23 protein-coding genes are annotated in these 26,686 nt (G+C 68.0%); 12 read left to right on the plus strand and 11 right to left on the minus strand.

What is annotated here, in order from left to right:
- Positions 1-12: 12 nt before the first annotated feature.
- Positions 13-1,497, minus strand: a complete 1,485-nt coding sequence (locus AB3K92_RS14750) for a PLP-dependent aminotransferase family protein (protein ID WP_369465332.1) — start codon at positions 1,495-1,497, stop codon at positions 13-15.
- A 255-nt stretch (positions 1,498-1,752) separates the two neighbouring features.
- Here AB3K92_RS14750 and AB3K92_RS14755 point away from each other — a divergent pair, with 255 nt between their 5' ends.
- A complete protein-coding gene (locus tag AB3K92_RS14755; RefSeq protein ID WP_021159253.1) occupies positions 1,753-2,670 on the plus strand; it encodes a LysR family transcriptional regulator in 918 nt (305 codons plus the stop codon).
- Positions 2,671-2,816: 146 nt separating this feature from the next.
- Positions 2,817-3,566: an SDR family oxidoreductase gene (locus tag AB3K92_RS14760; RefSeq protein WP_021159252.1), complete on the plus strand. Its 750-nt coding sequence runs from the start codon at positions 2,817-2,819 to the stop codon at positions 3,564-3,566.
- Between the two features lie 94 nt (positions 3,567-3,660).
- Here the strand turns inward: AB3K92_RS14760 and AB3K92_RS14765 are convergent, their stop codons facing one another.
- Positions 3,661-5,295 (minus strand): glycoside hydrolase family 32 protein, encoded by a 1,635-nt coding sequence (locus AB3K92_RS14765; protein ID WP_369465333.1) that lies wholly within the window; start codon positions 5,293-5,295, stop codon positions 3,661-3,663.
- Positions 5,296-5,470: 175 nt separating this feature from the next.
- Entirely contained in the window at positions 5,471-7,048 is a 1,578-nt protein-coding gene (locus AB3K92_RS14770; protein ID WP_369465334.1) for a glycoside hydrolase family 68 protein, read from the minus strand.
- A 187-nt stretch (positions 7,049-7,235) separates the two neighbouring features.
- Between AB3K92_RS14770 and AB3K92_RS14775 the strand changes: the two genes are divergently transcribed.
- The 5 genes from AB3K92_RS14775 (at position 7,236) to AB3K92_RS14795 (ending at position 12,382) form a co-directional block, all read left to right on the plus strand.
- The gene (locus tag AB3K92_RS14775) at positions 7,236-8,276 is read left to right on the plus strand and encodes a substrate-binding domain-containing protein (RefSeq protein WP_059492301.1); all 1,041 of its coding nucleotides are present in this window, start codon (positions 7,236-7,238) and stop codon (positions 8,274-8,276) included.
- Positions 8,277-8,662: 386 nt separating this feature from the next.
- The gene (locus AB3K92_RS14780) at positions 8,663-9,349 is read left to right on the plus strand and encodes a type 1 glutamine amidotransferase domain-containing protein (protein ID WP_048023143.1); all 687 of its coding nucleotides are present in this window, start codon (positions 8,663-8,665) and stop codon (positions 9,347-9,349) included.
- A 141-nt stretch (positions 9,350-9,490) separates the two neighbouring features.
- Positions 9,491-10,600, plus strand: coding sequence for an NADH:flavin oxidoreductase/NADH oxidase (locus AB3K92_RS14785; RefSeq protein ID WP_369465335.1), 1,110 nt, complete (start codon positions 9,491-9,493; stop codon positions 10,598-10,600).
- 124 nt (positions 10,601-10,724) lie between these two features.
- Positions 10,725-11,795: an AI-2E family transporter gene (locus AB3K92_RS14790; protein WP_369465336.1), complete on the plus strand. Its 1,071-nt coding sequence runs from the start codon at positions 10,725-10,727 to the stop codon at positions 11,793-11,795.
- A gap of 212 nt (positions 11,796-12,007) precedes the next feature.
- On the plus strand, positions 12,008-12,382 hold the full coding sequence (locus AB3K92_RS14795; RefSeq protein ID WP_059591225.1) for a hypothetical protein: 375 nt from the start codon (positions 12,008-12,010) through the stop codon (positions 12,380-12,382).
- A 27-nt stretch (positions 12,383-12,409) separates the two neighbouring features.
- On the opposite strand, the gene AB3K92_RS14800 is transcribed toward AB3K92_RS14795, so the two are convergent.
- Positions 12,410-13,204, minus strand: a complete 795-nt coding sequence (locus AB3K92_RS14800; RefSeq protein WP_048023139.1) for an SDR family NAD(P)-dependent oxidoreductase — start codon at positions 13,202-13,204, stop codon at positions 12,410-12,412.
- A 170-nt stretch (positions 13,205-13,374) separates the two neighbouring features.
- Between AB3K92_RS14800 and AB3K92_RS14805 the strand changes: the two genes are divergently transcribed.
- Positions 13,375-14,220 (plus strand): helix-turn-helix domain-containing protein, encoded by an 846-nt coding sequence (locus AB3K92_RS14805; protein ID WP_369465337.1) that lies wholly within the window; start codon positions 13,375-13,377, stop codon positions 14,218-14,220.
- 24 nt (positions 14,221-14,244) lie between these two features.
- Here AB3K92_RS14805 and AB3K92_RS14810 read toward each other — a convergent pair whose 3' ends face one another.
- From AB3K92_RS14810 to nthA, 4 genes are all read right to left on the minus strand, one after another.
- Positions 14,245-14,832 carry a LysE family translocator gene (locus AB3K92_RS14810; protein ID WP_369465338.1) on the minus strand — a complete coding sequence of 196 codons (588 nt, stop codon included), beginning with the start codon at positions 14,830-14,832 and terminating at the stop codon, positions 14,245-14,247.
- 184 nt (positions 14,833-15,016) lie between these two features.
- A complete protein-coding gene (locus AB3K92_RS14815) occupies positions 15,017-16,279 on the minus strand; it encodes a GTP-binding protein (protein ID WP_059853624.1) in 1,263 nt (420 codons plus the stop codon).
- Positions 16,276-16,929, minus strand: a complete 654-nt coding sequence (gene nthB, locus AB3K92_RS14820) for a nitrile hydratase subunit beta (protein ID WP_059853627.1) — start codon at positions 16,927-16,929, stop codon at positions 16,276-16,278. The genes AB3K92_RS14815 and nthB overlap by 4 nt, the downstream gene beginning before the upstream one ends.
- Before the next feature lie 44 nt (positions 16,930-16,973).
- Positions 16,974-17,573, minus strand: a complete 600-nt coding sequence (gene nthA, locus AB3K92_RS14825) for a nitrile hydratase subunit alpha (protein WP_048023132.1) — start codon at positions 17,571-17,573, stop codon at positions 16,974-16,976.
- 523 nt (positions 17,574-18,096) lie between these two features.
- Between nthA and AB3K92_RS14830 the strand changes: the two genes are divergently transcribed.
- From AB3K92_RS14830 to AB3K92_RS14845, 4 genes are all read left to right on the plus strand, one after another.
- A complete protein-coding gene (locus AB3K92_RS14830) occupies positions 18,097-18,993 on the plus strand; it encodes a transporter (protein WP_059484991.1) in 897 nt (298 codons plus the stop codon).
- Between the two features lie 92 nt (positions 18,994-19,085).
- Positions 19,086-20,144: a phenylacetaldoxime dehydratase family protein gene (locus AB3K92_RS14835; RefSeq protein WP_059853629.1), complete on the plus strand. Its 1,059-nt coding sequence runs from the start codon at positions 19,086-19,088 to the stop codon at positions 20,142-20,144.
- 55 nt (positions 20,145-20,199) lie between these two features.
- A complete protein-coding gene (locus AB3K92_RS14840) occupies positions 20,200-21,726 on the plus strand; it encodes an amidase (RefSeq protein WP_059623100.1) in 1,527 nt (508 codons plus the stop codon).
- Between the two features lie 144 nt (positions 21,727-21,870).
- Positions 21,871-22,911, plus strand: a complete 1,041-nt coding sequence (locus AB3K92_RS14845) for a helix-turn-helix domain-containing protein (protein ID WP_059484988.1) — start codon at positions 21,871-21,873, stop codon at positions 22,909-22,911.
- A gap of 73 nt (positions 22,912-22,984) precedes the next feature.
- Here the strand turns inward: AB3K92_RS14845 and AB3K92_RS14850 are convergent, their stop codons facing one another.
- The 3 genes from AB3K92_RS14850 to AB3K92_RS14860 are packed head-to-tail and all read right to left on the minus strand — an operon-like array spanning position 22,985 to position 26,683.
- Positions 22,985-24,451 carry a heavy metal sensor histidine kinase gene (locus AB3K92_RS14850; protein WP_021159241.1) on the minus strand — a complete coding sequence of 489 codons (1,467 nt, stop codon included), beginning with the start codon at positions 24,449-24,451 and terminating at the stop codon, positions 22,985-22,987.
- Entirely contained in the window at positions 24,448-25,143 is a 696-nt protein-coding gene (locus AB3K92_RS14855; RefSeq protein WP_021159240.1) for a heavy metal response regulator transcription factor, read from the minus strand. The genes AB3K92_RS14850 and AB3K92_RS14855 overlap by 4 nt, the downstream gene beginning before the upstream one ends.
- 28 nt (positions 25,144-25,171) lie before the next feature.
- Positions 25,172-26,683, minus strand: a complete 1,512-nt coding sequence (locus AB3K92_RS14860; protein ID WP_369465792.1) for an efflux transporter outer membrane subunit — start codon at positions 26,681-26,683, stop codon at positions 25,172-25,174.
- Between the last annotated feature and the right edge of the window lie 3 nt (positions 26,684-26,686).

The following is a 26,686-nucleotide window of genomic DNA, read 5'->3' on the forward strand; positions in this document are numbered from 1 at the left end:
TTTCTGGAAAATTCAGGTAACCAGTGCCGGGCCGCCGACGCTGCCCGAACCCAGCAGGCCGGCGAGCTTCGCAAGCGCCGTGTCGATGCGCAGCGCGTCGATCCCGCCATAGCCGAACAGCAGCCCGGCACTGACCGGCACGGCGACGTGGAATGCCGAGATACCGTACAGGCCGATGTCCTGCGCGCGGGCGGCGCGGACGAGTGCCGCCTCGTCGAGCCCCGGCTTCAGGCGGGCGGCGAGGTGGATGCCGGCGGTCGGCACGATCGCGTCGAACCACGGCGCGAGTTCGCCGCGCAGATGCGCGATCAGCATCTTGCGACGCGCGTCGTAGTGCTTCTGCACGCGCTTCAGGTGCCGTGCGAAGTCGCCTTCGAGCATGAAGCGGGCGAGCGCCGCCTGCGTCAGCGTGCCGGTGTGCCAGTCGACGATCTGCTTCGCCTTGGCCAGCGCGCCGCGCAGCGCGCGCGGCGGAATCGTGTAGCCGATCCGCAGCTCCGGAAAGATCGTCTTCGAGAAGGTGCCGACATACGCGACGAGGCCCGTGCGGTCGAGGCTCTTCAGCGACTCCACCGGCCGGCCCTCGAAGCGGAACTCGCCGTCGTAATCGTCCTCGATGATCACGGCGCGGCGGCGCTGCGCCCATTCGAGCAGCGCGACGCGCCGGTCCAGCGTCATCGGCATCCCGAGCGGGAACTGATGCGACGGCGTCACGTAGACGAGGCGCGCGTCGTCAGGCAACCGTTCCGTCACGAGGCCGTGCGCGTCGACCGGCACGCCGATCACCGTCGCACCGAGCGACGCGAACGCGGCACGCGCGGGCGGGTAGCCGGGATCCTCGACCGCGACCACATCGCCGGGCCGCACGACGACGCGGGCGATCAGGTCGAGCGCCTGTTGCGCGCCTTGCGTGACGAGCACGTCGTCCCAGCTGCATGCGACCGCGCGGCTGAATCCGACGTAGCGCGCGATCGCGCCGCGCAACTGCGGATCGCCGGCCGGGTCGTGATACTGGGCGGGGCCGCGCATCTGCTGGCGCAGCGCGTGATGCAGGCAGCGCCGCCATGCGTCGAACGGGAACAGCGTTTTGTCGGTCACGCCGCCGCGGAAGTCGAAGGCGGGCGCATCCTGCGGGGCGGGCATCGCGAGCGCGTCGGGCAGGTCGTTCCACAGCGCGCGCGCATCGACCGCGTCGACGCGCGGCGTGCCGTCGACGAGCGACGGCGCCGACAGGGACGCGGCGTGCGGCACGCGCGCGAGGCCGTCGGCGACGAACGTGCCGTCGCCCGCGCGGGTATTCAGGTAGCCCTCGGCCACCAGACGCTCGAACGCGTCGAGCGTCGTCTTGCGCGAGACGCCGAGCTGTTTCGCGAGGTCGCGCGTCGACGGCAGCCGCGCGCCGCCGGCGAGGCGCCCGTCGACGATCGCGGTGCGCAGTTGCCGGAAGATCTGCCCCGTCAGGTCGTGACGGCCTTCGATGCGGATCGCGATGTCCATCGCAGTGGTTACCTCGGTTGCCGGGATTTCGAGTCAATCAGCATACCGGAAGCCGGCGGCGGTTTGGTGCGGGCTGCGTGGCGGCGTGACGCGATGCTTGCAGCGGCCGCCGGAGCGCAAGGAATCGCGCGGAGGCCGGCCGAACCGACCGGGCGGGACACGCGCGTGACCGGCACGACCGGCCCGCATCACCCGATTGGACCTTGGCCCGCCGCTGCCTTACGATCCACGACAACCCCACACCGGAGCGACCCCATGCTGTCCGAAGACGAACTTGCGCTGCTCGACGCGATCCGCGCCACCGGCAGCCTGTCGCGGGCGGCCGCGCGGCTCGGCAAGGCACCGTCGACGGTGTCGCACGCGGCGCGCCAGCTCGAAACGCGTTTCGACGCGCTGCTGTTCGACCGGCGCGGCTACCGGCTGCAGCTCACGCCGGCCGGACAGCTGCTGACCGACGAGGCGGCGCGGCTGGCGCTGGACGTCGCGCGACTGACGCAGCGTGTGCGGCAGGTCGCGAGCGGCTGGGAAGACCGGCTGTGGATCGTCAGCGACGAGGTGCTGGAGTTCGACACGCTGTTGCCCGTCGTCCACGCATTCGATGCGCTCGATTCGGGCGTGTCGTTGCGTTTCACGCACGAAGTGCTCGGTGGTACCTGGGAAGCGCTGCGCGACGGCCGTGCGGACCTGGTGGTCGGCGCGACCAACGAGCCGCCGGCGATTCCCGGCTTCAAGTGGTTCGAGCTGGGGGCGATGGAGTGGGTGTTCGCGGTATCGCCGCGCCATCCGCTGGCCGCCGTGAGCGGCGCATTGACGCGAGATGCGATCGGCGCGCACCGGGCGGTCGTCGTCGCCGATTCGTCGCGGCGCGCGGCCGGCCGTGCGTATGGCCTGCTCGGCGGGCAGGCCGTGCTGGCGGTGCCGTCGATGCGCGCGAAGATCCTCGCGCAGCGCGACGGACTGGGCGTTGGCTGGGTGCCGCGCCGGCGCGTGGCGTCGCTGCTGGCGCGCGGCGAACTCGTGGAAAGACAGACGGCCGATCCGCGCGAGCCGAACCGGCTGTATGTCGCGTGGCACGGCGACCGGGACGGCCGGGCGCTGCAATGGTGGCTCGAGCAATTGCGCGAACCGAGGCTCGCGCAACGGCTGCTCGACGGCATCGACGTGGCCGGCTGACGCGGCGCGGCACCGCGCGACCGAACCCGTCCGCGCAAACACGTTCGACGATTTCGAACGTGTTCGTCGCGCCCGTCGTACGGCAAGGCCGGGCGCGGCGCGCATCCTGTGTCCACGGTCAACTCACCGGTTCACAGGAGAACATCATGCAACGCTTCGAAGGAAAGACGGTCCTCGTCACGGGCGGCAACAGCGGCATCGGCCTGGCGGCCGCGAGGGCATTCGCGGCCGAAGGCGCGCGGGTCATCATCACCGGGCGCGATGCGCAGACGCTCGAGGCCGCGCGGCAAACGCTCGGCGCGGATGCGCTCGCGATCCGCAACGAGGCCGGCAGCGTCGCGTCGGCCCGCGCGCTGGCCGATGCGATCGCGTCGGCGGGAGCGCGGCTCGACGCCGTGTTCATCAACGCGGGCGTCGCGAAACTCGCGCCGTTCGCCGACAGCGACGAGGCCATGTGGGATCTCGTGTTCAACACCAACGTGAAGGGCGCGTATTTCCAGATCCAGTCGCTGGTGCCGCTGCTGAACCGTGGTGCGTCGATCGTGATCAACGGCTCGATCAACGCGCACATCGGGATGCCCGGCTCGTCGGTGTATGCGGCGAGCAAGGCGGCCGTCAATTCGTTCGCGAAGACACTGTCGACGGAACTGCTGCCGCACGGCGTGCGCGTGAACGTCGTGAGCCCGGGGCCCGTGCAGACGCCGCTCTACGGCAAGCTCGGGCTCGACGCGGCCACGCTCGACGAGACGGCCGACAAGATCAAGGGCCTCGTGCCGGTCGGCCGGTTCGGCACGCCGGACGAGATCGCGTCGACGGTGCTGCACCTCAGCGCGCCGGAATCCGCGTTCATCGTCGGCGCGGAGATCATCGCGTCGGGCGGGATGGGCTTGCTCTGATCGGCGAAGCCCCGGCGGGGGCTGCAACCGCCCGGCGTTGCGCCGGGCGGACAGCCTTCGTCACCGGCGGACGGATCGCGTCCGCGCGTTGCTTCTATCGTGCCGCACAGGCGCCATGCCTGTCGCCGCCGGCTTCGAGCTGCGTCACCGTGAGCCCGGAGAACGTCGCGCGGCCGTGCTCGGCGAACACGGCGACGCGGTCCGCGTCGGGCGGCGGGAAGATCAGGTCGGTGAGCGCCATGCGGCCGCCGTTCGCGAACACTTCGACCGAGCCGCGATCGACGACGATCTCGAGCCGCAACCGCCCGTGCTCGAGCGGCAGGTCCACGATGTGTTCGCGGCTGAACGTGCCGGCGAAATTCGCTTCGCCGGAGCGGGAGCGGTCGAGCGTCAGCGTGCGCTTCACGGTGTCGTACACGATCCGGGTGCCGACCGAGCCGTCCGCCGAGCGCCGGACGATCAGGCCGGCACGCGCCGCGTGCCGCGGCTCGATCGTGACGGTGATGCGCTGGACGGCGCCGCGCGTTGCGGGAGACAACTCGCGTGTCGCGGAATCGACCGTCAGGTCGCCTTCGTGCACGGCGGGCCGTCCGTCCGCCCATGCGTCGAACGCGGCGGCCGGCGCGACGACGAGCGTCGGTTCGCCGTCGATCGTTTTCAGCGAGAGTTCACGCGGCAGGGTCATCGCGCCGCGCCACGGTGTAGTTGGCACTTTCGCCGCGTAATCCCAGTTGCTCATCCACGCGATCGCGACCGGTCGTGAGCCGGGTGCGCCCGAGAAGGTGCCGGCTGCGTAGAAATCCGCGCCATGGTCGACCCAGTGGAATTGCGCGGGATCGGAACCGGCGGGGGCGACGCGATCCGGCGTAAACGTGCGGCCGTCGAAGTGGCCGACGAAATACATCGCGCCCGAGCCGCCGGCGATCGACCACGGGTTGACGTTGACGATCATGACCCACCGTGTTTGTGCGGGGTCGCCGTCGAGCGGCAGCGGCACGAGGTCGGGCATTTCCCACAGCGCGCCGTCGTGCGGCACGCCCGGCCGCGTGAAGTCGCTCAGGAAATTCCAGTGGATCAGGTCGTCCGAGCGATAGAGCTTCACGACGTGCGCATCGGCGACGACCGTCGTCATCAGCCAGTAGCCGCCCGGCGCATACCACGACACTTTCGGGTCGCGAAATTGCTTCGATTCCGGATCGAGCGTCAGCACCGGGTTGTGCGCATACGGCTGCCAGGTCGTGCCCTGATCGAGGCTGTACGCGAGCGACTGCGCCTGTATGCCGGGTGCGTGACCCGAGCCGGGTTTGTAGACACTCGTATAAAGCGCGACGAGCGGCGTGTGGCCCGGTGTGCCGAGACCGGACGTGTTCAGCGTATCGGCGACGATCGAGCCGGAGAAGATTTCCTCCGTCGCGTTCGCGCGCATCGCGACCGGCTGCTCGCGCCAGTGGACGAGATCGGTGCTCGTCGCGTGGCCCCACGACATGTTGCCCCAGTCGTTGCCGAGCGGATTGTATTGGTAGAACAGGTGATAGCGGCCGTTGTCGTAGACGAGCCCGTTCGGGTCGTTCATCCAGTTGCGCTGCGGCGTGTAATGGAGCGCGGGTCGCCATTGCGGGGTGCCGTCGTCAGCCGGCGCGTGGCAAGGCGCGGCAGCGGCCTGGGTGGCCACGCAGGCGAGCAGCAACCGGGCGATCAGGGCGGAAAAGCGAAAAGACGTCGATATCATGCGGGGTGTCGTGCTTCGCCGTGCAAGGCGGGAAAGAAGGGCGCCTGCCGCTTTCGACGGCGGTGCGCGCAATGGATGGAAGGAAAAAAGCGGAGGCGCGCACGCGACACGCGCGATATGCGCCTCCCTAACCCCGTGCCTTTATCGATGATTGTTATGGTTGGTTATCCCGACTTCACTGGCTGTTGCCGTCGTTGTGTCCGGCGCCCGTCGCGGGCAGGTTCGCCGGAATGTCGCCGTAGCCGCCGAGGCCGCCGCGGCCATACGTGCGGTCGACCGCCGTCGACGTGCCGTTGATGTTCACCTTCACCGTCGGCGCGAGCGTGCCGCCGCGACGCGGGCCGATCGCATCGATGAACGACTCGACGAGCCCGCCCGGCATCACGTAGTGCGAATACGACTGGAATTCGCGCGGGTTCTGGTTCGGATCCTGCGAATACGGTGCGCCGGCCGGTGCGGAGAAGTCGGTCGGGTTGCCGAGCACGAGGCCGCTGCCGCCGTTCAGCGGCAGGAAGTCGCTGCGGATGCCGTTGCCGACGAAACCGTACACGCCGTCCGGGCCGTCGACGCCGGCCGCCATCGTCGTGCGGTGGCTGATCGTGAACAGGTAGTACTTGCCGTCCTTCAGGTAAATCTGCGGGCGCTCGGTCTGGTCGTCGACGCAGTTCGCCGACAGGATCGGCGGCAGGAACTTCCACTCGGTCAGTTGCGGGTTCGTCGCGACCGCGAGGCCGACGTTGGCCTTTTGATACACTGCGCCCGAATTCATCACCGCGTTGAGATCTTCGCGGTTCGGATCGTTCGGTGCATAGCCGAGATCGGCCTCGGTGCAGGTGCGTGCGCCGCGCGGGCCGCCGGTGTTGCCTTCGAACACCATGTAGGTCTTGCCCGGATGCGCGGGGTCGGTGAACACGAACGGATCGCGGAACGAGAAGTAGGTGTTCTGCTGGCCGGTCTGGTAGTAGTTGCCGTCCGGTTGCAGCAACGGCTTGTGATTGTCGAAGCCGGTGAACCACACGTGCGTGTTGTCGGCGTGGATGTTGCCGTCGGCGCGCGTGATGATCGCCTGCGGCGGCGTGATGTCCGCGCCGCCGGGTGCCGAGCGGTTGAACGACGTCGCCGTGTAGTACAGGCTGACGTTGCTGCCGTTCGTGAGGCGCGCGGAGCCCGACCATTCGGCGTTGTTGGTCATCGGTGCGGTGCCGAATACCTTGGCGCTCGCGCCGTCCGGGAACAGGTGGCCGCCCCAGGTCCAGCCGCCGTTGGCGGGGCGCTGCGATGCGGGGATGCCCGCGCGGCGATAGAAGAAGCCGATGCGGGCGTGGACGTGACGGTCGTCGAACGTGTAGCCCGCGTGCGGATCGGCGGTGAGCGAGAAGATCACCTCCCAGCCCTTGTAGCTGAGCTGGTTCGCGCGCAGGTCGGCCAGCGGCCACGTGTCCCACACCCACACGTTCGAGTTGATCAGCGGGAAATCCTGCGGGATGTCCGGCATCGTCAGCGCTTGCGGCAGCGAGTTCTTGTCGGCGCCGGCGGTGTGCGACTGCGCGACGATCTGGCGGATGTCCGCACGCGTCCAGCGCATCGTGAAGTTGCCTTCGGGATCGTAGGCCTGCTGCGTATGGGGCGTGGGCACGGGCGCGCCCGTGCCGCTGGACTGCGCGTGCGCGACGGACGCGAAGGCGGCAAGTGCGCCGCCAGCGAGGAGCAAACGTTTGGTCGCGATCGGGCGGAAAAGGGGAAAGTATGTCATCTCGTCGTTGTTCCCTGGCAAGGTGAAAGTGAACGGCTGAGTGGGCATCGATGTCCAAACCGGTTTGGATGCTATTTCAAACCGGTTTGGAACGCAAAAGATATTTATTTGACGGTAATCGTTACCAATTGGAAATAATTACCCGGCCGGTGCATCCCGGTGTTCGGGCGGCCGGGCGGATCGGCGAATGCGAGGAGTGACGGTGAAGGTGAATCTGAAGGCGCTGTCGGACGCGCTCGGGCTGTCGCGGACGACGGTCAGCCGCGCGCTGAACGGTTACGACGACGTCAGCGAGGCGACGCGCGAGCGCGTGGCGCGGGCGGCACGGGAAATGGGCTACGTGGCCGATCCGACCGCGCGCCGGCTGGCGACCGGTCGGGCCGACATGATCGGGATCGTTTATCCGTTCGGCGCGGGCGACCTCGGCGATCCGCGTTTCGGCGAGGTCGTCGCGGGCATCACCGAGCGGCTCGCGGAACGCAATCTCGATTTCATCATCGCGTCGGCGCGGCCGAACGCGGAACTGGACACCTATCGGCGCATCGTCGAAGGCAAACTCGTCGACGGCCTGATCGTCGCGCGCACGCTGGTCGACGATCCGCGCATCGCGTACCTGCAGGCGAGCGCGTTTCCGTACGTGGCCTACGGCCGGACCCGGATGGCCGAGCCGTACGCGTGGTTCGACTTCGACAACGAAGCGGGCGCGCGGGACGCGGTGCGCCGGCTGACGGGTTTCGGGCACCGGCGCATTGCGATGATCAGCGCGCCGCTTGCGCTGAATTTCGCCGCGCAGCGCCGTGCAGGCTATCTGTCGGCCCTGCGCGAAGCCGGCATCGAGCCGGACCCGGCGCTGCTCGTCGAGTGCCCGTTCACGCACGACGGCGGGTTGCAGGCGGTGCGGGCGCTGCTCGCGCGCGCCGAGCGGCCGACGGCGCTGCTGGTCGACAACAATATCGCGGGCGGCGGCGCGTTTCGGGCGCTGGTGGACAGCGGGCTGCGCCTGGGCGAGGACATGTCGCTGATCGTCTACGACGGCGTGCCGCCGGGCCTCGCGCACCCGCATCGCGTGACGGCGGTCGTGCAGCCGACCGGCCACGCGTCCGGGCGCTCGCTCGCGGAACTGATGCTGCGCCTGCTGGGCGACGGCGTGCGCGAGCACCGGCTCGAGGCGCCGGCAATCGAGGCGGGCGACACCGACGGTCCGTTGCGCGACCAGCCGGCGCGATGAAGGCGAGGGGCGCGAGCACCTGCGGACACTGACGGATCGCGCCCCTCGAGAAAGCCCATGACGACGGCAGGGATGATTGGCCATTTACTAGACGACCGGTCTAATCCGCGACTATCATCCGTCCTCGTGAATGCGGCGACGTCCGGGGCGCATGCAAGCAAGGCGCGAAAATGCCATCTCGCGCTGTGGTGCTGGTAGCGCGGCGAGACGCCGTCGTTTTATTTTCGAATGTTCTAGACGACTGGTCTAATAGACGCGTACTGCATTCGGATACGCGGGTCGCACGATGATGCGTCACAACTGACTAACGGACAGGCGCGCCGCGTCGGCCGGTTTTTGGATCATGCGGCCCCGTTCCCATCAACTTTTCGAAGGAGTGTCCGATCATGAAGATTCTGGTTGTCCTGACCTCGCACGACACGCTCGGCGACACCGGCAAGAAGACCGGCTTCTGGCTCGAGGAACTGGCCGCGCCGTACTACGCGTTCAAGGATGCGGGCGTCGAGCTGACGCTCGCATCGCCGAAGGGCGGCCAGCCGCCGCTCGACCCGAAAAGCAGCGATCCGGCCGCCCAGACCGACGCGACGCGCCGCTTTGAAGCCGATGCGGCGGCCAAGGCCGAACTGGCGTCGACGCGCAAGCTGGCCGACGTGTCCGTGGACGACTACGACGCCGTGTTCTACCCGGGCGGCCATGGCCCGCTGTGGGATCTCGCCGAGGATCTGCATTCGATCGGCCTGATCGAACGCGCGCTGGCGGCCGGCAAGCCGGTGGCGGCCGTCTGCCACGCGCCGGGCGTGCTGCGTCACGTGAAGAATCCGCAGACCGGCGAATCGGTCGTGCGCGGCAAGCGCGTGACGGGCTTCACCAACAGCGAGGAAGCGGCCGTCGAACTGACGGAAGTCGTGCCGTTCCTCGTCGAGGACATGCTGAAGACCAACGGCGCGCAATTCGAACGCAGCGCCGACTGGGCGCCGCACATCGTCACCGACGGGCTGCTGATCACGGGGCAGAACCCCGCGTCGTCGGCGCCCGCCGCCGAGGCGCTGCTCGCGCAACTCGGCCACCGTTGAGCCGATGGCGCCGGCCGGGCCGGCGCCGCACCGTATCCGTCGCCGGGCGCGAGCCGTCCGGCGACGGCCCGAATCGTTCCGTCGTGCGCACCGCACGGCGCGTTTCCCGTCGTTTTGCAGAACCAAGCAAAGGAGCCGTGGATGTCTGCCCTGTTCGAACCGTTCAAACTCAAGGATGTCACGCTGCGCAACCGTATCGCGGTGCCGCCGATGTGCCAGTACGTCGCCGAGGACGGCGTCGTCAACGACTGGCATCATGTGCATCTGGCCGGCATCGCGCGCGGCGGCGCGGGCCTCGTGATCGCCGAGGCGACGGCCGTGTCGCCGGAAGGGCGCATCACGCCGGGTTGCGCGGGGCTGTGGACCGATGCGCAGGCCGAAGCATTCGCGCCGTCGGTCGCGGCGATCAAGGCAGCCGGTGCAGTGCCCGGCATCCAGATCGCGCATGCGGGCCGCAAGGCGAGCGCGAACCGCCCGTGGGAAGGCGACGACCATATCGCCGAAGGCGACCCGCGCGGCTGGCAGACCATCGCCCCGTCGGCCGTGCCGTTCGGCGCGCACCTCCCGAAAGTGCCGCGTGAAATGACGCACGACGCCATCGCCCGCGTGCAGGCCGATTTCGTCGCATCGGCGAAGCGTGCGCGCGATCTCGGCTTCGAATGGCTCGAGTTGCACTTTGCGCACGGTTATCTCGGCCAGAGCTTCTTCTCGGTGCATTCGAACCACCGCACCGACGAATATGGCGGCTCGGCCGAGAATCGCGGCCGCTTCCTCGTCGACACGCTCGCAGCCGTGCGCAAGGTCTGGCCCGAGCACCTGCCGCTGACCGCGCGCCTGGGCGTGATCGAATACGACGGCCGCGACGAAGAGACGCTCGCCGAGTCGATCGCGCTCACGCAGCGGATGAAGCGGGAAGGGCTCGACATGCTGAGCGTGTCGGTCGGTTTCTCGACGCCCGCCGCGCAGATTCCGTGGGGCCCGGCGTTCCTCGCGCCGATCGCCGAGCGCGTGCGCCGCGAGGCCGGGCTGCCGGTGTCGTCCGCATGGGGGATCGACACGCCGCAACTGGCGAACCGCGTGGTGGCGGAAGCGCAGCTCGATCTCGTGATGGTCGGGCGCGCGCATCTGGCCGATCCGCACTGGCCGTACTACGCGGCCAGGCAGCTCGGCGTCGAGCGTCCGTCGTGGACGCTGCCCGCGCCGTACGCGCACTGGCTCGAGCGCTACCGGATCGCCGACAAGGCGGCCTGAGCCGCGTTGACGGCACGGGGCGCGCATCTTGCGCGTCGCCGATCCGGCGCCGATGGATAGAATGGCGGTTCATGCAGGCCGGTTGCCTGCGCGAACCGCCATTTTTCATTTCGACAGAGGTGCCATGGGCGCACATGTCCCGTCGTCTCACGACTCCGCCGCACGGCCGCGCGCGCAGCAGATTGCCCGCGCCGTGCTGTATGCGGCGCTGCTGGTGCTCGCGCTGTGGATCATCCGCGACTTCATTCCCGCCATCGCATGGGCCTGCGTGATCGCCATCGCGATGTGGCCGCTGCTCAAATGCTTCGAATCGCACCGGCTGTTCCGTGACCGGCCGACGCTGATCGCGGCCGTCATCACGGCCGCGATCTCATTGCTCGTCGTGCTGCCGGTCGCGGTTGCGACCATCCAGGCGATCGGGCAGGCGCACGACCTGCGCGAGTGGCTGAAGTCGGTCCAGGACAGCGGCATTCCGTTGCCGGACGTCGTCAGCCGGCTGCCTTACGGCTCGGCGCAGATCACCGAATGGTGGCAGGCCAGTCTCGGCCATCCGCTGCATGCGGCCAGCGCGATGCACAGCGTCAACAGCGAGAAATTCCTCGCGTTCGGGCGGCAGTTCGGCACGAAGGTCGCGCATGTGCTGCTCGAATTCGGCTTCATGCTCGTCACGCTGTTCGTGATCCTGCGCGCGGGCCACAAGCTGTCGGGCGCATTGCTGCAGGGCGCGCGGCGCGCGTTCGGGCACAACGGCGCGGAACTGATCGACCGGATGGTCAAGGCCGTGTACGGCACGGTGACGGGGCTCGTCGTCGTCGGGCTCGGCGAGGGTGCGCTGCTCGGCATCGCGTATGCGCTGGCCGGCGTCCCGCATGCGGCGCTGCTCGGCCTCGTCACGGCGATCGCCGCGATGCTGCCGTTCTGCGCGCCGATCGTGTTCTGCGGCGCGGCGCTCTGGCTGTTCGTGCAGGGTGCGACGGTGTGGGCCGTCGTGGTGGCCGTGCTCGGTTTCGTCGTCGTGTTCGTCGCCGAGCATTTCGTGCGGCCGGTGCTGATCGGCGGCTCCACGCGGCTGCCGTTCCTGCTCGTGCTGTTCGGCATCCTCGGCGGCGCCGAGACGTTCGGCCTGATCGGGCTGTTCGTCGGCCCCGCGCTGATGACGGTGCTGACGATGCTGTGGGCCGAGTGGATCGCGTGACGATGCGCGACGTTGTGCCGATTTGACGCGTCGGCGCGGCGGGTTCGATGCGCGTACAAGCATCCGCGGGCCGCAACGACCCGGCTGGCGCGCGGGCATGACATGCAGGGATTCGTATAAAGATCTCTACATTTCTTTTCGATCCGGACCCAAAGGTCGAGTAGCATGGGGCTTTCGATCGCGCCGGCGCGGCGCAGCAGATTTCCTCAAGCATGCGATTGATTTCGATGGCCCGTCCCGCAGCGACGCTGTCCCTGGCCGCCAGCTGCCTGATGTTGCACGGCTGCGCGTGGTTCGACTCGTGGCTGCCATTTTCGTATTCACGCACGCCGCTCGCGCGGGCCGCGTCGCGGCACGGCGCGACGCGCGCCGACGTCGTCCGCGCGGCCGGCAACCCGCGCAGCGTGTGGATGGTCCGCAACGGCAGCGGCGTCTGCTACAACTACTTCATCGAGCACGGCAACGATCACCGCGAATATTTCGTCGTGTTCGACAGGGCCGGCATCGTCACGCAACACGGCTTCGATTCGTGCATGAACGCCGACCGCAAGGGCACGCTCCAGACGGGCAAGGCCGCTTCGCGCTAGTGCGCGGCGGCCCGCGGGCGCCGTCCGTTACGCGATCGTATCGACCACCCCGCCATCGACACGCAACGCGGCGCCGGTTGTCGCCGAAGCCTGCGGCGAGCACACGTAGACCACCAGGTTCGCGACTTCCTCGGGCGTCGCCGGCCGCTGGATGATCGAGCTCGAACGATGGCTGCGCACGAACTCCACGGCCACGTCGTCGACGCTGCGGCCGGATGCGTCGGCCGTTTCCTTCAGCATCGCGCGCACGCCGTCCGACATCGTCGGCCCCGGCAGCACCGAGTTGACGGTCACGCTGGTGCCGGCCGCGAGCTTCGCGAGGCCGCGTGCGATCGACAACTGCGCGGTTTTCGTGAATCCGTAATGAATCATGTCGACCGGGATGTTCAAGCCCGATTCCGACGAAATGAACACGACGCGCCCGGCATTGCGTTCGATCATCCCCTTCAGGTAATGCCGTGCGAGCCGCACGCCGGACATCACGTTCATCTGGAAGTAATGTTCCCACTCGGCGTCGTCGATCTCGAAGAACGCCTTCAGGCCGTAGATGCCCGCATTGTTGACGAGGATGTCGGCCTCCGGCGTGTGCTGCGTGATGCGCGCGACGCCGGCCGCGTCGGACAGGTCGGCGGCGACGCCCTCGAGGCTTGCGCCGGGCACTGCCGCGCGCAGGTGCGCGAGCGCGGACTGCACCGACGCGTCGCTGCGGCCGTTGACGACGACGCGCGCACCGGCGCGTGCGAGCCCTTCGGCGATCGCGAGCCCGATGCCGGCGGTGGAAGCGGTGACGAGCGCGGTCTTGCCTTTCAGATCGATGTGCATGAGCGTGACGGGAGAGGAGTGAACGAAAACCGCCGCGTGTGCCGCGGTGGCCGGAACACAAAGCTTAGGCGAAACGGCGAGATCCCGCGTCGAAGTGGATGGATCCGGTTGCGCGGCGCCGCACAGTCTTGTACGGTGAGCGTTCGCCGTCCGAACCGGGAGCCCGCCGCGTGAGCCGTACCGCCAACCGATCCATCGACCCGTCGCCGTTCTGGCGCGATGCCGCGCTGCCGTTCATCGAAGCGCGCACCGTCGACGACGGCCGCGCGATCTGCTATGCGAAGCACACGCACGACACGTTTTCGGTGGGCGCGATCGTCGGCGGCACGAGCACCTACGTGAACGGCGCGACACACGAGCATGTCGGGCGCGGCGTGCTGGTGATCATCGATCCGGAACAGGTGCATGCGTGCAATCCGTACGGCCCCGACGCGTGGGCGTACCGGATGGTCTATGTCGACGTGCCGTGGCTCGCGCGGCTGCAGCATTCGCTGGGCCGCGATCCGAACCGCGATTTTCACGGCTTTTCGCCGAAGTTGACCGAACGGCACGACCTGTTCGCGCAATTTGGCGGCTTCTATCGCACGCTCGTGTCGCCAGCGGTCGATCCGCTCGGCAAGGAGAGCGCTGCGGTCGAATTCTTCACGGCGCTGCACGGCGCGCTCGACCGCGAATTGCCCGGCCCGCGCGCCGGGGACGACAACGCCAAGCTCGCGCGCGCGGCCGATTACATCGCCGCGCATTGCCGCGAGGGCGTCACGCTCGATGAGATCTGCGCGGCCGCCGATTTGTCGTCGTCGTACCTGATCCGCGCGTTCAACGCGCGCTACGGCATGACGCCGCATGCGTTCCTGATCGACCGCCGCGTGCAGTATGGCCGCACGGAGCTGCGCCGCGGCCGGTCGATCGCCGACGTTGCACTCGACGCGGGCTTTGCCGACCAGGCCCATTTCCAGCGCGCGTTCCGGCGGATCGCGGCCGCGACGCCCGGCCAGTACCGCAGCGCGACGAGTTGAGCGGCGAGCCGGGCGGGGCGCGCCCTACGTGTCGAGCAGAAAGAGTGCGCTGCCCGCGAGCAGCAGCGCCATCAGCCGGTTGAACACGCGCATCCTCCGCGCGTTCGCGAGCCGGTGCCGCAGCGATGCGCCGGCATACCCCCAGCACGCGATCGACGCGAAACAGATCACGAGATACAGCGCGGCGAACTGCCAGACCTGCGCGCGGTCGCCGTCGGCCGCATACGCGCCCATCGCGGCCACGCACGCGAGCCATGCCTTCGGATTGAGCCACTGCATCGCGGCGCCGGACGCCGCCGACGGGCCGGCCACGTCCGTGTCGGCCGACAGCCGGCCATCGTCGAGCGCGAGCCGCAGCGCCAGGTAGAGCAGGAACGCGATCCCCGACCATTGCGTGGCCGTCGTCAGCATCGGCCAGCGCGCGAGCGCCGCGTGCAGCCCGAGGCCGATCAGCAGGAACAGCGCGACGAAGCCGAGCGTCGCGCCGGCCGCATACCGCAGGCTTGCGCCGAGACCGTGGCGCGCACCCGCGCTGAGCGCGACGATGTTGACGGGACCGGGTGTGATCGACGACGCCAGCGCGAACGCGGCCATCGAAACCAGCATGCTCATTGATTGCCTCCATGCGAATGTCAAAGTCGCATCGAGACTAAAGAAGCCGCGCGTGCCGGTATTGAAGAAAACTGCCCTCCGCGGCGCTGTCTGGATTCAGGCAACGCCGAACCGGGCACAGCGCTCAACGGTGCTCGAAAGTCGTTGGACGCAGGCGTTGCAACCGAAGGCATCGAGTCTCACGTCACGGATGAGCGGCCGCCGCGAGCGCGTCGAACGCGTCGCCTTCCGGAAGCCGATGCCACGACTCCGGGCCCGCGTCGATTTCCTCGACCGTCAGCAGGCACGCATCGAGTTCGCGACGCAAGCGGTCGTGATCAACCGACTGCCCGATGAACACGATTTCCTGCCGACAATCCCCTGCGGGCTCCTCCCATTTTTTCAGCACGCCATCGCGGCGATAATCGTCGTGGGGCCAGTCCGACTGCGGGATGAATCGCCACCATCGCCCAACGTAACCCCACTGGAACGCGCCGCCCGTCTGCACGAGCATGGCGATCTCGGCATGGCGGTGCGCAGCCCAGACATAACCCTTGCAGCGAAGCAGTCGGCCGTTGTCCCACGGACGACGCAGCCATGCGAGCAGGCGCGCCGGATGAAACGGCGCACGTTCACGATAGGTCCACGACGCGATCCCGTACGCATCCGATTCCGAGGGGCGTTCGTCGATCTGCATGCGCTGCATCCATCCCGGCGATTCGACGAGCGCCGGCAGATCGAAGCGCCGGGTATCGAGCACGTCTGACGGATCGACCTTGCCGTGCTGCATCGGCAGGATTCGCGCAGATGGATTCAGCGACGCAAGAATCGCGCGCAGCCGGTCGAAACCCGCGTGGCCGATCCGGTCGAGACGGCTCACGAGGATCACGTTCGCGTATTCGACTTGCTCGAGCAGCAGGTCCGACAGCTTGCGCGGCGGACCGGAATTGCCGTCGCTCGCGAGCGCCGCGTCGTGCGCGACCGGTTCGGCCGACGCGATCATGTCCTCGAACGTCTCGCCGTCGACGACCGTGACGAGCGTGTCCAGCCGTGCCAGCTCGCTCAGGCTGAAACCGTCTCGATCGAGAAACGCAAACGTCTCCGCGACCGGCATCGGCTCCGAGATGCCGGTCGATTCGATCAGCAGATAGTCGAAACGACGCTGCCGCGCGAGCGTGCTGATCTGCTCCAGCAGATCGGCGCGCAGCGTGCAGCAGATGCAGCCGTTGCTCATCTCGACCAGTTCGTCCTCGCCTCGCCGCAGTTCGACGTTGCGCCGCACATCGTCGGCGTCGATGTTCACTTCGCTCATGTCGTTGACGATCACGGCGACCTTCAGTCCTGCGCGATTGCGCAGGATGTGGTTCAGCAACGTCGTTTTCCCGGCGCCGAGGAAGCCGGACAGCACGGTGACCGGAATCCTCGGGCCAGGGGCGGCCGGCGCGCCTTGCTTCCCCGGCGTCGTCATGCGCTCTGCCCGGACGCGCGATCCAGGTAGCCTTCGAACAGGTCGACCACGACGTAACCGTCGTCGGCGGCGTCGCCCCACAGATCCTTCACGCGGAACTCGACATGGTAGGTCGGCTGATGGGCGGCGCCGGTGTCGCCGTGGCCGATCGCGTCAGGGAAGGGCCACGATTCGGTCGTCCGGTGCAGCACGACACCTTCCTTGCCGCGAACGTAGCCCGGCGCGCGGATGTGCCCGCTGACGTATTCGTCGCGAACGACGACACGCTCGCCGACCTCGAACCGCGTCGAGTCGGGCGGTGCCGCCCGGCCGCCGGATGTCGGCGGGTTCGCGAGCCGGAAATGCGAACCGAGCGCGCGGTCGAGTTCATCCTGCGTGAGCACGCCGGTTTCGACGAGCAATGTCGCCGTCGCGATCACGTAGCGCTCGTAGTAGCGCGTGCCGACATGCTGGCGTACGTCGATGCGTTCGACCGCGTGACGTACCTCGTCGACGCTGAATTTTTTCAGTTGGTCCACGCCCACGAACATCAGGCTGTACGCGAGATGTTCCCAGTCTTCCTTGAAGACCGGCTTGTAGCCGAGACTGTTGATCGTATGCGGCACCGGGCCGAAACCCTGGAATCCGCCGAGGTCGTGAAAGCCGTCCATATGTGATCTCCGAGATGAAGGTCGAGAGCGAAACGGGGTGGGAGTCAGCGCGCGCGCGGCAGTGCCACGCCGATCAGCACGTCCTTCGTGACGAGCGTGCGCAGTTGCTCCTCGGTCATGTGCTCGCTGCCGGCCGGCCGCACGGGCAGCACGAGATAGCGGCTTTCGGCGGTCGTATCCCAGACCTTCACGACGACGTCGTCGGGCAGGTCGGTGCCGAGCTCGCGCAGCACCGTGCGGCCCTCGCGGACGAGCCGCGCACGATATTCGAAGCCCTTGTACCACTCGGGCGGCAGCCCGAGCACCGGCCAGTTCGTGCATGAGCACAGGCTGCAGACGATCACGTTCTTCAGCGTGGGCGTGTCTTCGAGCGCGACGATGTACTCGCCCTGCGGGCCGGTGTAGCCGAACTGCGCGCACGCAGCCGTGCCGTCCTTCAGCAGCAGTTCGCGAAACGCCGGGTCGACCCACGCACGCGCGACGATGCGCGCGCCGTTGGCCGGATCCCAGGTCGTGGACATCAGCTCGGTCAGGCCTTCGATATAGCCGTCGGGGATCAGGTTCTTCTCTTTCATCACGCGAAACAGCGCCCAGGCACGTTCGCCGGGCGTCGAGGCTGTTTCCGCGGAAGGGGTCGCGCTCATCGTGGGGTTCCTTGTCGTGGTTCGGGTTGACCGCCGCCATCGCGTTGGTATTGCCGTGGCGGGGCGTGGATGCGTGGTGTCGGTCACGCTCGACGAGCAGGGTAAGAAGAGAAAAAGCGCGGTTCTTTGCCGGCACGGATCGGAAACTGTGCTGAGACGGCCCCGTGGCGCGGCATGGGGTCGACGCGCACGGATGCACGGAGATGCACGGCGATCGGCGGCAATTGGCGGGGCGCCCGGCATGAAAACAGTGGCAGCCGGCGCACGTTTTGCGACCGCGGCATGACATCGGAGGCGCAGGTCCGCCACAGCCAATTTCTTGTTCCGCCGGAAAACAGAACTGCGGATTTTGCCTTCCTATTCTCATCCTCAAGCGACGGCCGTTCGATGTCGCGAATCGCCGGCATCCTCGATGTACCGGCGGAACAACAGTCGGCCAGCATCCCGCGATTCCACCCTCCGGCGACGGTTCCCGTTCGTCGTGCGTCGAGCGTGGCGGTGTCTGCGCAACCAGGTGAGGAGCATGATGGACAACGTCAACAGAATGAAACTGAAGCGAATCGCGCGCTGGATCGGCTTGTCGCTGATCGCCGTCGCATCGCATTACGCGGGCGCGGTCGAGGTCGATCCCGGCGACTATGAGCAGTATCCGGCCGGCGCGACGATCGGCGTGCTGTACTACAACTACTCCGCGACGAACGCCTACTACGCGAACGGCCACCGGACGTCGGATTTCGACCTGCAGTCGAATGTCGGAATCGCCCGCCTGCTGCATGTGTTCCAGCTCACCGACAGGCTCACGATCGATCCGCAGGTGTTGCTGCCGTTCGGTCACATCAGCAGCTTCGGCAACGCCGGCACGCTTGGCAGTACGAACGGTGTCGGCGACGTGATCCTGACCGCACCGCTGAAATTCCGTCTGAACGAAGCGAAGGACGTCGTTGCCGCGACGGTCTACGTCTACGCGCCGACCGGGAGCTACGACCAGAACCGCGGTCTCAATCTCGGCGCCAACCGCTGGTCGCTCGATTTCCAGGCGGCCTACGTCAAGCACTTTTCGCCGCAGTGGGCACTCGATCTCGTCGGCGACGCGATCTGGTACGGCAACAACACGTCGTATGGCGCGAACGGTGCGACGCTGCATCAGCGGATGAGCTACAGCGCACAGGCGATGGTGCGTTACATGCCCGATCCGGGCACGTCGCTCGGGATCGGCATCACCCAGCTCTGGGGCGGTGAAACGAGCGTGGACGGCGCGGACAACAACGACGCGCTGCGCACGACGCGCCTGCGGATCACCGCGGCGAAGTTCGTGACGAAGGCCGACCAGGTGCAAATCCAGCTCGGCACCGACCTGAGCGTGCGCAACGGTCCGAAGAACAGTGTGCTCGCCGGCCTGCGTTACGCGCACATCTTCTGACCGCCCGCATGCGCCGGGACAAGGCCGGTGCATGTCGCTCCTTCCCCACGTCGATACCTCGACACCCGATTCCCTTTCCAGAGAGGTCATGCATGGAATCCGCCATCGACAAACACCTGGTCTGCCCGCGGACGCTGTCGCGCCGCGTCGCCGATGACTACCAGCCGCCGTTCCCGATGTACGTCGCCCGGGCCGCCGAAGACCTGAGCCAGGTCGTGATGGGCTATTTCGGCGTGCAATACAGCGGCGCCGACAAGCGCGCGGCGGCACTGGCCGCGTTGCGCGGGATCGTCGCCGATTTCGGTGTGCAGGACGGCCCGAACAACTTCGATCTGACGCAACACACCGACGACCAGGGTTACGAGAACCTGATCGCCGTCGGCTACTGGCGCGATCCGGCCGCGTATGCGCGCTGGATTGCGTCGCCAGCCCTCGTCGAATGGTGGACCTCCGACGCACGCCTCGCGGACGGCATCGGCTACTTCCGGGAAATCGTCGCGCCGCGCGCCGAGCAGTTCGAGACGCTCTACGCATTCACGAACGATTTCCCCGGTGTCGGCGCGATCATGGACGGCGTCAGCGGCGAGATCGAGGAGCACGGCTACTGGGGATCGATGCGCGACCGGTTCCCGATCTCGCAGACGGACTGGATGCGCGCGGACGGCGAGTTGCGCATCGCCGAGGGCGATCCGGCCCGCGGCGGCCGCGTGGTCGTGCTGGCGCACGACAACATCGCGCTGATTCGCTCCGGCCAGGACTGGCGCGCGGCCGAGCACGACGAGCGCCGACTGTATCTCGAGGAGATCGAGCCGACGCTGCGCAGCGGAATGGACTTCCTGCGCGACAACGGCACGGACGTCGGCTGCTACAGCAACCGCTACGTGCGCTCGATCGATCTCGACGGCAACGTGCTCGACGAGAGCTACAACATCGGCCACTGGCGCTCGCTCGACCGCCTCGAACGATGGGCCGAATCCCATCCGACGCACCTGCGGATCTTCGTTACCTTCTTCCGCGTCGTCACCGGGCTGTCGAAACTGCGGCTGTATCACGAGGTTTCCGTCTTCGACGCGAAGCATCAGGTCTACGAATACGTGAACTGCCATCCGCGCACCGGGATGATGCGCGACGCCGTCGCCATCGCCCGCTGAATCCCGCCGGCACCGCCGGGGCCGACGGTGCCGCTTACCGAACTGGAGAACGTCGATGGCCATCAAACGCCCGACCCGCGAACAACTGTCCGATATGGCAGCCGGCTTCGGCTTTCATCTCGATTCCCGGCAACTCGCCGAATACGACGATGCCCTGCAGGCGAACTTCGACGCCTACGATGCGATCGACGCGCTGCCCGACTATCTGCCCGTCGTCGCGTATCCGCGCACGCCCGGCTACCGCCCGGAAGGCGACGAGAACCGCTACGGCGCGTGGGCGCGCAAGAGCACGATCCACGGCGCCGCCGACGGCAAGCTGCGCGGCAGGACGGTGGTCGTGAAAGACAACATCTGCGTCGCCGGCGTACCGATGCGCAATGGCTCGACCACGTTCGAGGGCTACGTGCCCGACGTCGATGCGACCGTCGTCACGCGGGTGCTCGACGCCGGCGGCACGATCGCCGGCAAGTCGACCTGCGAGTACTACTGCTTTTCCGGCGGCTCGCACACGAGCGCGTCGGGGCCGGTGCACAATCCGCGCAAGGCAGGGCACTCGTCCGGCGGCTCGTCGTCGGGCAGCGGCGCGCTGGTCGCGAGCGGCGAGGTCGACATGGCGCTCGGCGGCGACCAGGGCGGCTCGGTGCGGATTCCGTCCGCCTATTGCGGCATCTACGGGATGAAGCCGACGCACGGGCTCGTGCCGTACACCGGCGCGATGCCGATCGAGGCAACCGTCGATCACCTGGGGCCGATGACGGGCAACGTGCTCGACAACGCGCTGCTGCTCGACGTGATCGCGGGCGACGACGGGCTCGATCCGCGCCAACGGACGTTGCCGCCGCGCGCCGACTATCTTGGCGCGATCCGCGACGGCATCGCGGGATTGCGGATCGGCATCCTGCGCGAGGCGTTCGGGCTCGCCAATTCGGAGAAAGTGGTCGACGAGGCCGTGCTGGCCGCCACGCAGCGGTTGCGCAAGCTGGGCGCGCGCGTCGAAGAAGTGTCGGTGCCGCTGCATGCGGCCGGCACCGCGATCTGGCTGCCGATTGCGGCCGAGGGGGCGACGCAGCAGATGATGAAGGGCAACAGCCACGGTTTCAACTGGGGCGGCCTGTACGTGACCGGCATGATCGATCATCACGCGGGCTGGCGCGAGCGCGCCGACGAGTTGCCGGATACCGTGAAGGTGACGATGCTGCTGGGCGAATACTTCACGAGCCGGTATCGCGGGCGTTACTACGCGAAGTGCCAGAACCTCGCACGGCGCTTGCGATCGGCTTACGACGCGGCGCTGCAATCGTATGACGTATTGGTGATGCCGACCGTACCGATGCGCGCGTCGAAGCTGCCGGAGCCCGGTTGCGCGATGTCCGAGTCGCTGACGCGGGCGTTCGAGATGCTCGCGAATACCGCGCCGTTCGACGTGTCCGGGCATCCGGCAATGTCGCTGCCGTGCGGGGTAGCCGACGATCTGCCGATCGGGCTGCAACTGGTCGGGCGCCGTTTCGACGAGGCGACGCTCTACCGCGTTGCGTATGCGTATGAACAGTCGTCCGACTGGCGTCGGACGACGTGCGCATGACATGTCCGGAGCGGTAGCATGCCGCCGCTGCGCCGCGTGCCGGTTCGACCGGCCATGCGGCGTACGCGGTCATCGATTGGACAATGCGCTTTTGAACGGGCACGCTGTCGGCTGCGTGTTTGCTAATCCATGTGGGGCACGACCATGACGATGCGTCCTCTCCCGCGCGCCGCAAGCGGCGACGCGACCGGTCCGGCGTCCGGCAGCCCGCTGGACGAACGGACGAACGCGGCCATCGAGGTGCCGATCGACGGCTCGGTCAGCCAGCGTATCGAATTCTGGCGCGAGACGATTCTGCGCCTGTTCGCGGACGTGCAGATCGCGGCCGTGCAGAAAGCCGATTTCTTCGGCCGAGTGCGGCAGCGCAAGTGCGAAAAGATGCGAATCTCGGAAATCCACGCGAGCGAGCAGGCCGTGATCCGGCGTTATCGCCAGGCGCGCAGCGAGTACGAAGACAAGTATTTCGGGGTCTTGATGCTCGAGGGCAGCCAGTCGGTCGAACAGGACGGCAAGATCGTCACGCTGCATCCCGGGGATTTCGCGATCTACGACGCGACCCGGCCTCACCACCTGCAGTTCGGCCAGTCGTGGCGCGAGATCGTCGTCAGCATTCCCCGCGCGACGCTGAACCAGCTCGTCGTCGGGATGGAGCACCGCACGGCGTGCCCGACGCAAACCGGAGACGGCGTCGGCAGCGTCATGCGTGCGTTTCTCGAGCAGATGTCGTCGCAGATCCGCAGTGTGACCGAGGACGAGATGCGGCAGTTGTCGGATACCGCGATCACGCTGATCGCGATGACGCTTGGGGGCATGCAACGCAACGACCTCGCGCAATCGAGGATGAAGGCGTTGACACTGACGCGTGTGAAGCGGCATGTGCTCGAGCACCTGCACGATCCGGAGCTGAACCCGATGATGATCGAGCGGTCGATCGGGATTTCGTCGCGGTACATCAACAAGCTCTTCGAGGCCGAGGAGACGTCACTGATGCGTCACGTGTGGAACCTGCGGCTCGAACGGTGTGCGCAGGATCTCGCGAATCCGCAATGCGCGTCGCTGCGCGTGTCCGACGTCGCATTGCGCTGGGGATTCAACGACATGTCGCATTTCAGTCGCGTGTTTCGCGAGCGGTTTGCGATGTCGCCGCGGGCGTGGCGCGAGCAGGGCGGCAAGCCGCGCGCGTAATGCGTCCCGCGCCGCGTTCGTGGCCGGCAAGCGCCGATCGGAGGCGGCCGGACGTCGACAGGCGCAGCCGCCTTCAGTGCAGCGCCCGCGGCGCGTGCGCCGGCCGCGAACCGGTGGAGTCGACCACGCCGGTTGCATCGGTTGCATCTCCCGCGCGCAGCGGTCCGCCCGCGCAGGGTTCCGTCGACACCGAGAAGCCGAACGTATTGACGCCGCCCGAACACGCGACGAATACGCTGCCGCCGTGCATCTCGGCGACGGCCTTGACGATCGACAGCCCGAGCCCGTGGTTCTCCTTGCTGTTCGCGCGGGCTTCCTCGAGCCGGTAGAAGCGCTCGAACACGTGCGAGCGCTGCACCGGATCGATCGGCTCGCCGGGGTTCGACACGGCCATCTCGACGAGCGTGTCGCGGCGCGTGATCGTCACGTGCAACGTCGCGCCGGGCGCGGAATGCTGGATCGCGTTGATCAGCAGGTTCGTCATCGCTCGGCGGAACAGCGACGGATCGACGGCCGCGCGTGCATCGCCGTGCAGTTCGGCGCGCAGCTGCGCCTCGTCGAGCGGGATTTCGAGGAAATCGAGCATGCGCCGCACCTCGTCGGCGAGCGACACGTCCTTCAGGTCGGTTGCCCGTTCGCCGCGGTCGCTGCGCGACAGGAACAGCATGTCGTTGATGATCACGCGCAGCCGCTCGAATTCCTCGAGGTTCGACTGCAGCGTCTGCCGCATCCGCTCGACGGTGCGGTCGCGGCTGGTCAGCGCGACCTGGGTCTGGCCGATCAGGATGCTGATCGGCGTGCGCAGTTCGTGCGCGACGTCCGCATTGAACGCCTCGAGCCGCGCGTAGGTCTGCTGGATGCGATCGAGCGCGCCGTTGAACGACGTGGCGAGGTCGCGCAGCTCGGCCGGCAGCGCGTCGGTGTGCAGCCGCTGGCGGCGGTTCGCGAGGCTGATGGCCGATGCATCCTGCGACAGCCGGTCGAGCGGCGCGAGCCCGAAGCGGGCCACCGCGCGGCTCAGCAGCAGCGTGATGATCGTCGCGATCGCGATCAGCCCGGCGAGCGTCCAGCCGAAGCGGCGCAGCATCCGCTGCGTGCGCTCGCACGAGCTGGCGACGATCAGCCTCAGTGTCGGCCGCTCGCCGTTGCCGGCCACCGTGACGGTCTTCGTCATCACGTCGTAGCTGCTGTCGTTCAGCGCGTAGCGCTGGAATGCGCCGAACGGCGCGCCGACGGGCACGCCGTCGACGGGCTTGCCGAACCGGAAATCCGGATTCGTGCTGTCGACCTGGTAGCGCGTCGAGCCGTCGGGCGGTTCGAGATCGGCGAGCTTTTCCTGCATGAGGCGCCCGCGTTCGGACGTGAGCGCGTGCGACACGATCATCTCGGCGACCTTGGTGCGCGTATCGAGCGTCGCGCGCAGCTCGGCGAACAGCTGGCGCTCCATCATCACGAACAGCCCGCAGCCCACCAGCGTGAACACGAGCAGCGACACGATGCCGAACATCGCCGACAGCCGCAGGACGATCGAGCGTTTCATGCCGGCCTCTCGGTATCGCCGTCCTCGCGCGCCTCGAGCACGTAGCCCATGCCGCGGATCGTATGCAGCAGCTTGTCCGCGAACGGGCCGTCGAGTTTCGCGCGCAGGCGCTTGATCGCCGTCTCGACGACGTTCGCGTTGCTGTCGAAGTTCACGTCCCACACGAGTTCGGCGATGGTCGTCTTCGACAGCACCTCGCCGCTGCGCCGCGCGAGCACGCCGAGCAGCTGGAATTCCTGCGCGGTCAGGTCGAGCCGCGTGCCGTCGCGGGTCGCGCGGCGGCCGATCAGGTCGACCCGCAGGTCGCCGATCGAGATCAGCGTCGATTCCTGCACGCGCGCGCGGCGCGTCAGCGCGCGCAGCCGTTCGATCAGCTCGAGGAACGAGAACGGCTTGGTCAGGTAGTCGTCGGCGCCGCCGCGCAAGCCCCGCACGCGGTCGTCGACGCGGTCGCGCGCGGTCAGCATGATGACGGGCGTCTGCTTCTGCGCGCGCAACGCACGCAGCACGCCGAAGCCGTCGAGCTTCGGCAGCATCACGTCGAGCACGACCACGTCGTAGTCGAATTCGACGGCTTTCCACGCGCCGTCCTCGCCGTCGAGCGCGGTATCGACGACCCAGCCTTCCTCGGTCAGGCCGCTCTTCAGGTATTCGACGACTTTCGGTTCGTCTTCGACGATCAGGACTTTCATGTTCGAATCCGTTGTCCGCGTAATCCGGTTAAGGGCCCGGGGGCGCTGGCGCCGGTGCCGGGGCGGCGGCGATCTCGGCCGGCGCCGGGCCGCTTGCCGCCTGGCCGTCCCAGCCGCCGCCGAGCGCCTTCGCGAGAAACACGACGAGCGCCGCGCGCTGGCCCTGGATCTGCACGGCCTGCCGCTCGCTCGTCAGCAACTGCTGCTCGGCCGTCAGCACGTCGATGAACGGCGTCAGGCCGCCCGCGTAACGATCCTGCGCGAGCGATACGAGCTTGCGCGCGTCGTCGACGGCCGCGGAGGCCTGCTGCGCGGCCTCCGCGAGCACCGACAATCCGGTGACCGCATTCTGCACCTCCTGGAACGCGGTGAGCACGGTCTGCCGGTAACTGGCCTGCGCGGCGACATATCCGGCCTGCGCGAAATCGACGCCGGCCTTCAGCTTGCCGCCTTCGAACAGCGGCTGGCTGAGCGACCCGCCGACCGACCACAGCAACGCCGGCACGGTGAACAGGCCGGCGAAGCGCGTCGCGTCCCAGCCGATGTCGGGCGACAGCATGATGCGCGGGAAATACGCGGCGCGCGCGACGCCGATCTGCGCGTTCGCGGCGGCCATCGCGCGCTCGGCCGACGCGACGTCGGGGCGCCGCTGCAGCACGTCGCTCGGCAGGCCGGTCGGCAGCGCGGGCGCGTTGATCGGCACGACGCGCGGCGCGATCGAGAAGGTGGGGGCCGGCGTGCCGACCAGCGTCGCGATCGCGGTTTCGACCTGCACGCGCTGCTGGAGCAGCAGCTGCGCCTGGGTGCGCGTCGCGTCGAGCTGCGCGCGCTGCTGCAGCAGGTCGAGGCCCGACACCGCGCCGAGGTCGTGCCGCGCGCTCACGTAGTCGAGTGCCTTCTGCTGCAGGTCGATCGAGCGCTTGACGACGTCGATCTCGGTGTCGAATTCGCGCAGCGCGAAATAGCTCGACGCGAGATCGGCGGTCAGCACCAGGCGTGCGTTCGCGAAATCGTCGCGCGCCTGTTCGGTGGTGGCCTGCGCCGATTCGACGCTGCGCCGCACGCGGCCGAACAGGTCGAGCTCGTAGCTGACGCTCGCGCCGACCTGGACTTCGTTCTGCACGGTCGACATGCTCTGCGTCGCGTAGTTGGTCTGCGGCCGGTCGGCCGAGATCTTGAAGCGCTGGCCGCTCGCGTTCAGGCCGACGGCCGGATACTGCGCCGAGGCGACCGACGCGAGCGTCGCCTTCGCCTGGTCGTAGCGCGCGGCGACGGCCTTCAGGTTCTGGTTGTTGCGCAGCGCTTCGGCTTCCAGCGCATCGAGCTGCTGATCGCCGAACGCGGTCCACCATGCCGGGTCGAGCGGCGCGCGGGCCGGCGCGGCCGGGTGCCAGTACCCATCGGCCGGATCGAGCCGCCACGCGGCCGGCGTGACGACGTCGGGCCGCTGGTAGTCGGGGCCGACCGTGCAGCCGGCGAGGGCGGCGGCGAGCGCAACGGTGGTGGCGGAGACGGCGGCGGGCCGCCGGCGGATGCGCATCGC

This window comes from Burkholderia sp. Bmkn7, assembly GCF_041103175.1.
GTDB classification, from domain to species: Bacteria; Pseudomonadota; Gammaproteobacteria; order Burkholderiales; family Burkholderiaceae; genus Burkholderia; species Burkholderia cepacia.

Excerpts from the sequence above, each read along its gene's own strand:
- AB3K92_RS14840 (WP_059623100.1), top strand. The coding sequence starts at position 20,200 with ATGGCCATCAAACGCCCGACCCGCGAACAACTGTCCGATATGGCAGCC.
- AB3K92_RS14765 (WP_369465333.1), bottom strand. The coding sequence starts at position 5,295 with ATGATATCGACGTCTTTTCGCTTTTCCGCCCTGATCGCCCGGTTGCTG.
- AB3K92_RS14835 (WP_059853629.1), top strand. The coding sequence starts at position 19,086 with ATGGAATCCGCCATCGACAAACACCTGGTCTGCCCGCGGACGCTGTCG.
- AB3K92_RS14780 (WP_048023143.1), top strand. The coding sequence starts at position 8,663 with ATGAAGATTCTGGTTGTCCTGACCTCGCACGACACGCTCGGCGACACC.
- AB3K92_RS14810 (WP_369465338.1), bottom strand. The coding sequence starts at position 14,832 with ATGAGCATGCTGGTTTCGATGGCCGCGTTCGCGCTGGCGTCGTCGATC.
- nthB (WP_059853627.1), bottom strand. The coding sequence starts at position 16,929 with ATGGACGGCTTTCACGACCTCGGCGGATTCCAGGGTTTCGGCCCGGTG.
- AB3K92_RS14830 (WP_059484991.1), top strand. The coding sequence starts at position 18,097 with ATGATGGACAACGTCAACAGAATGAAACTGAAGCGAATCGCGCGCTGG.
- AB3K92_RS14860 (WP_369465792.1), bottom strand. The coding sequence starts at position 26,683 with ATGCGCATCCGCCGGCGGCCCGCCGCCGTCTCCGCCACCACCGTTGCG.
- AB3K92_RS14775 (WP_059492301.1), top strand. The coding sequence starts at position 7,236 with ATGCGAGGAGTGACGGTGAAGGTGAATCTGAAGGCGCTGTCGGACGCG.
- AB3K92_RS14815 (WP_059853624.1), bottom strand. The coding sequence starts at position 16,279 with ATGACGACGCCGGGGAAGCAAGGCGCGCCGGCCGCCCCTGGCCCGAGG.
- AB3K92_RS14755 (WP_021159253.1), top strand. The coding sequence starts at position 1,753 with ATGCTGTCCGAAGACGAACTTGCGCTGCTCGACGCGATCCGCGCCACC.
- AB3K92_RS14800 (WP_048023139.1), bottom strand. The coding sequence starts at position 13,204 with ATGCACATCGATCTGAAAGGCAAGACCGCGCTCGTCACCGCTTCCACC.
- AB3K92_RS14850 (WP_021159241.1), bottom strand. The coding sequence starts at position 24,451 with ATGAAACGCTCGATCGTCCTGCGGCTGTCGGCGATGTTCGGCATCGTG.
- AB3K92_RS14750 (WP_369465332.1), bottom strand. The coding sequence starts at position 1,497 with ATGGACATCGCGATCCGCATCGAAGGCCGTCACGACCTGACGGGGCAG.
- AB3K92_RS14770 (WP_369465334.1), bottom strand. The coding sequence starts at position 7,048 with ATGACATACTTTCCCCTTTTCCGCCCGATCGCGACCAAACGTTTGCTC.
- AB3K92_RS14845 (WP_059484988.1), top strand. The coding sequence starts at position 21,871 with ATGACGATGCGTCCTCTCCCGCGCGCCGCAAGCGGCGACGCGACCGGT.
- AB3K92_RS14790 (WP_369465336.1), top strand. The coding sequence starts at position 10,725 with ATGGGCGCACATGTCCCGTCGTCTCACGACTCCGCCGCACGGCCGCGC.
- AB3K92_RS14760 (WP_021159252.1), top strand. The coding sequence starts at position 2,817 with ATGCAACGCTTCGAAGGAAAGACGGTCCTCGTCACGGGCGGCAACAGC.
- AB3K92_RS14795 (WP_059591225.1), top strand. The coding sequence starts at position 12,008 with ATGCGATTGATTTCGATGGCCCGTCCCGCAGCGACGCTGTCCCTGGCC.
- AB3K92_RS14785 (WP_369465335.1), top strand. The coding sequence starts at position 9,491 with ATGTCTGCCCTGTTCGAACCGTTCAAACTCAAGGATGTCACGCTGCGC.
- nthA (WP_048023132.1), bottom strand. The coding sequence starts at position 17,573 with ATGAGCGCGACCCCTTCCGCGGAAACAGCCTCGACGCCCGGCGAACGT.
- AB3K92_RS14855 (WP_021159240.1), bottom strand. The coding sequence starts at position 25,143 with ATGAAAGTCCTGATCGTCGAAGACGAACCGAAAGTCGTCGAATACCTG.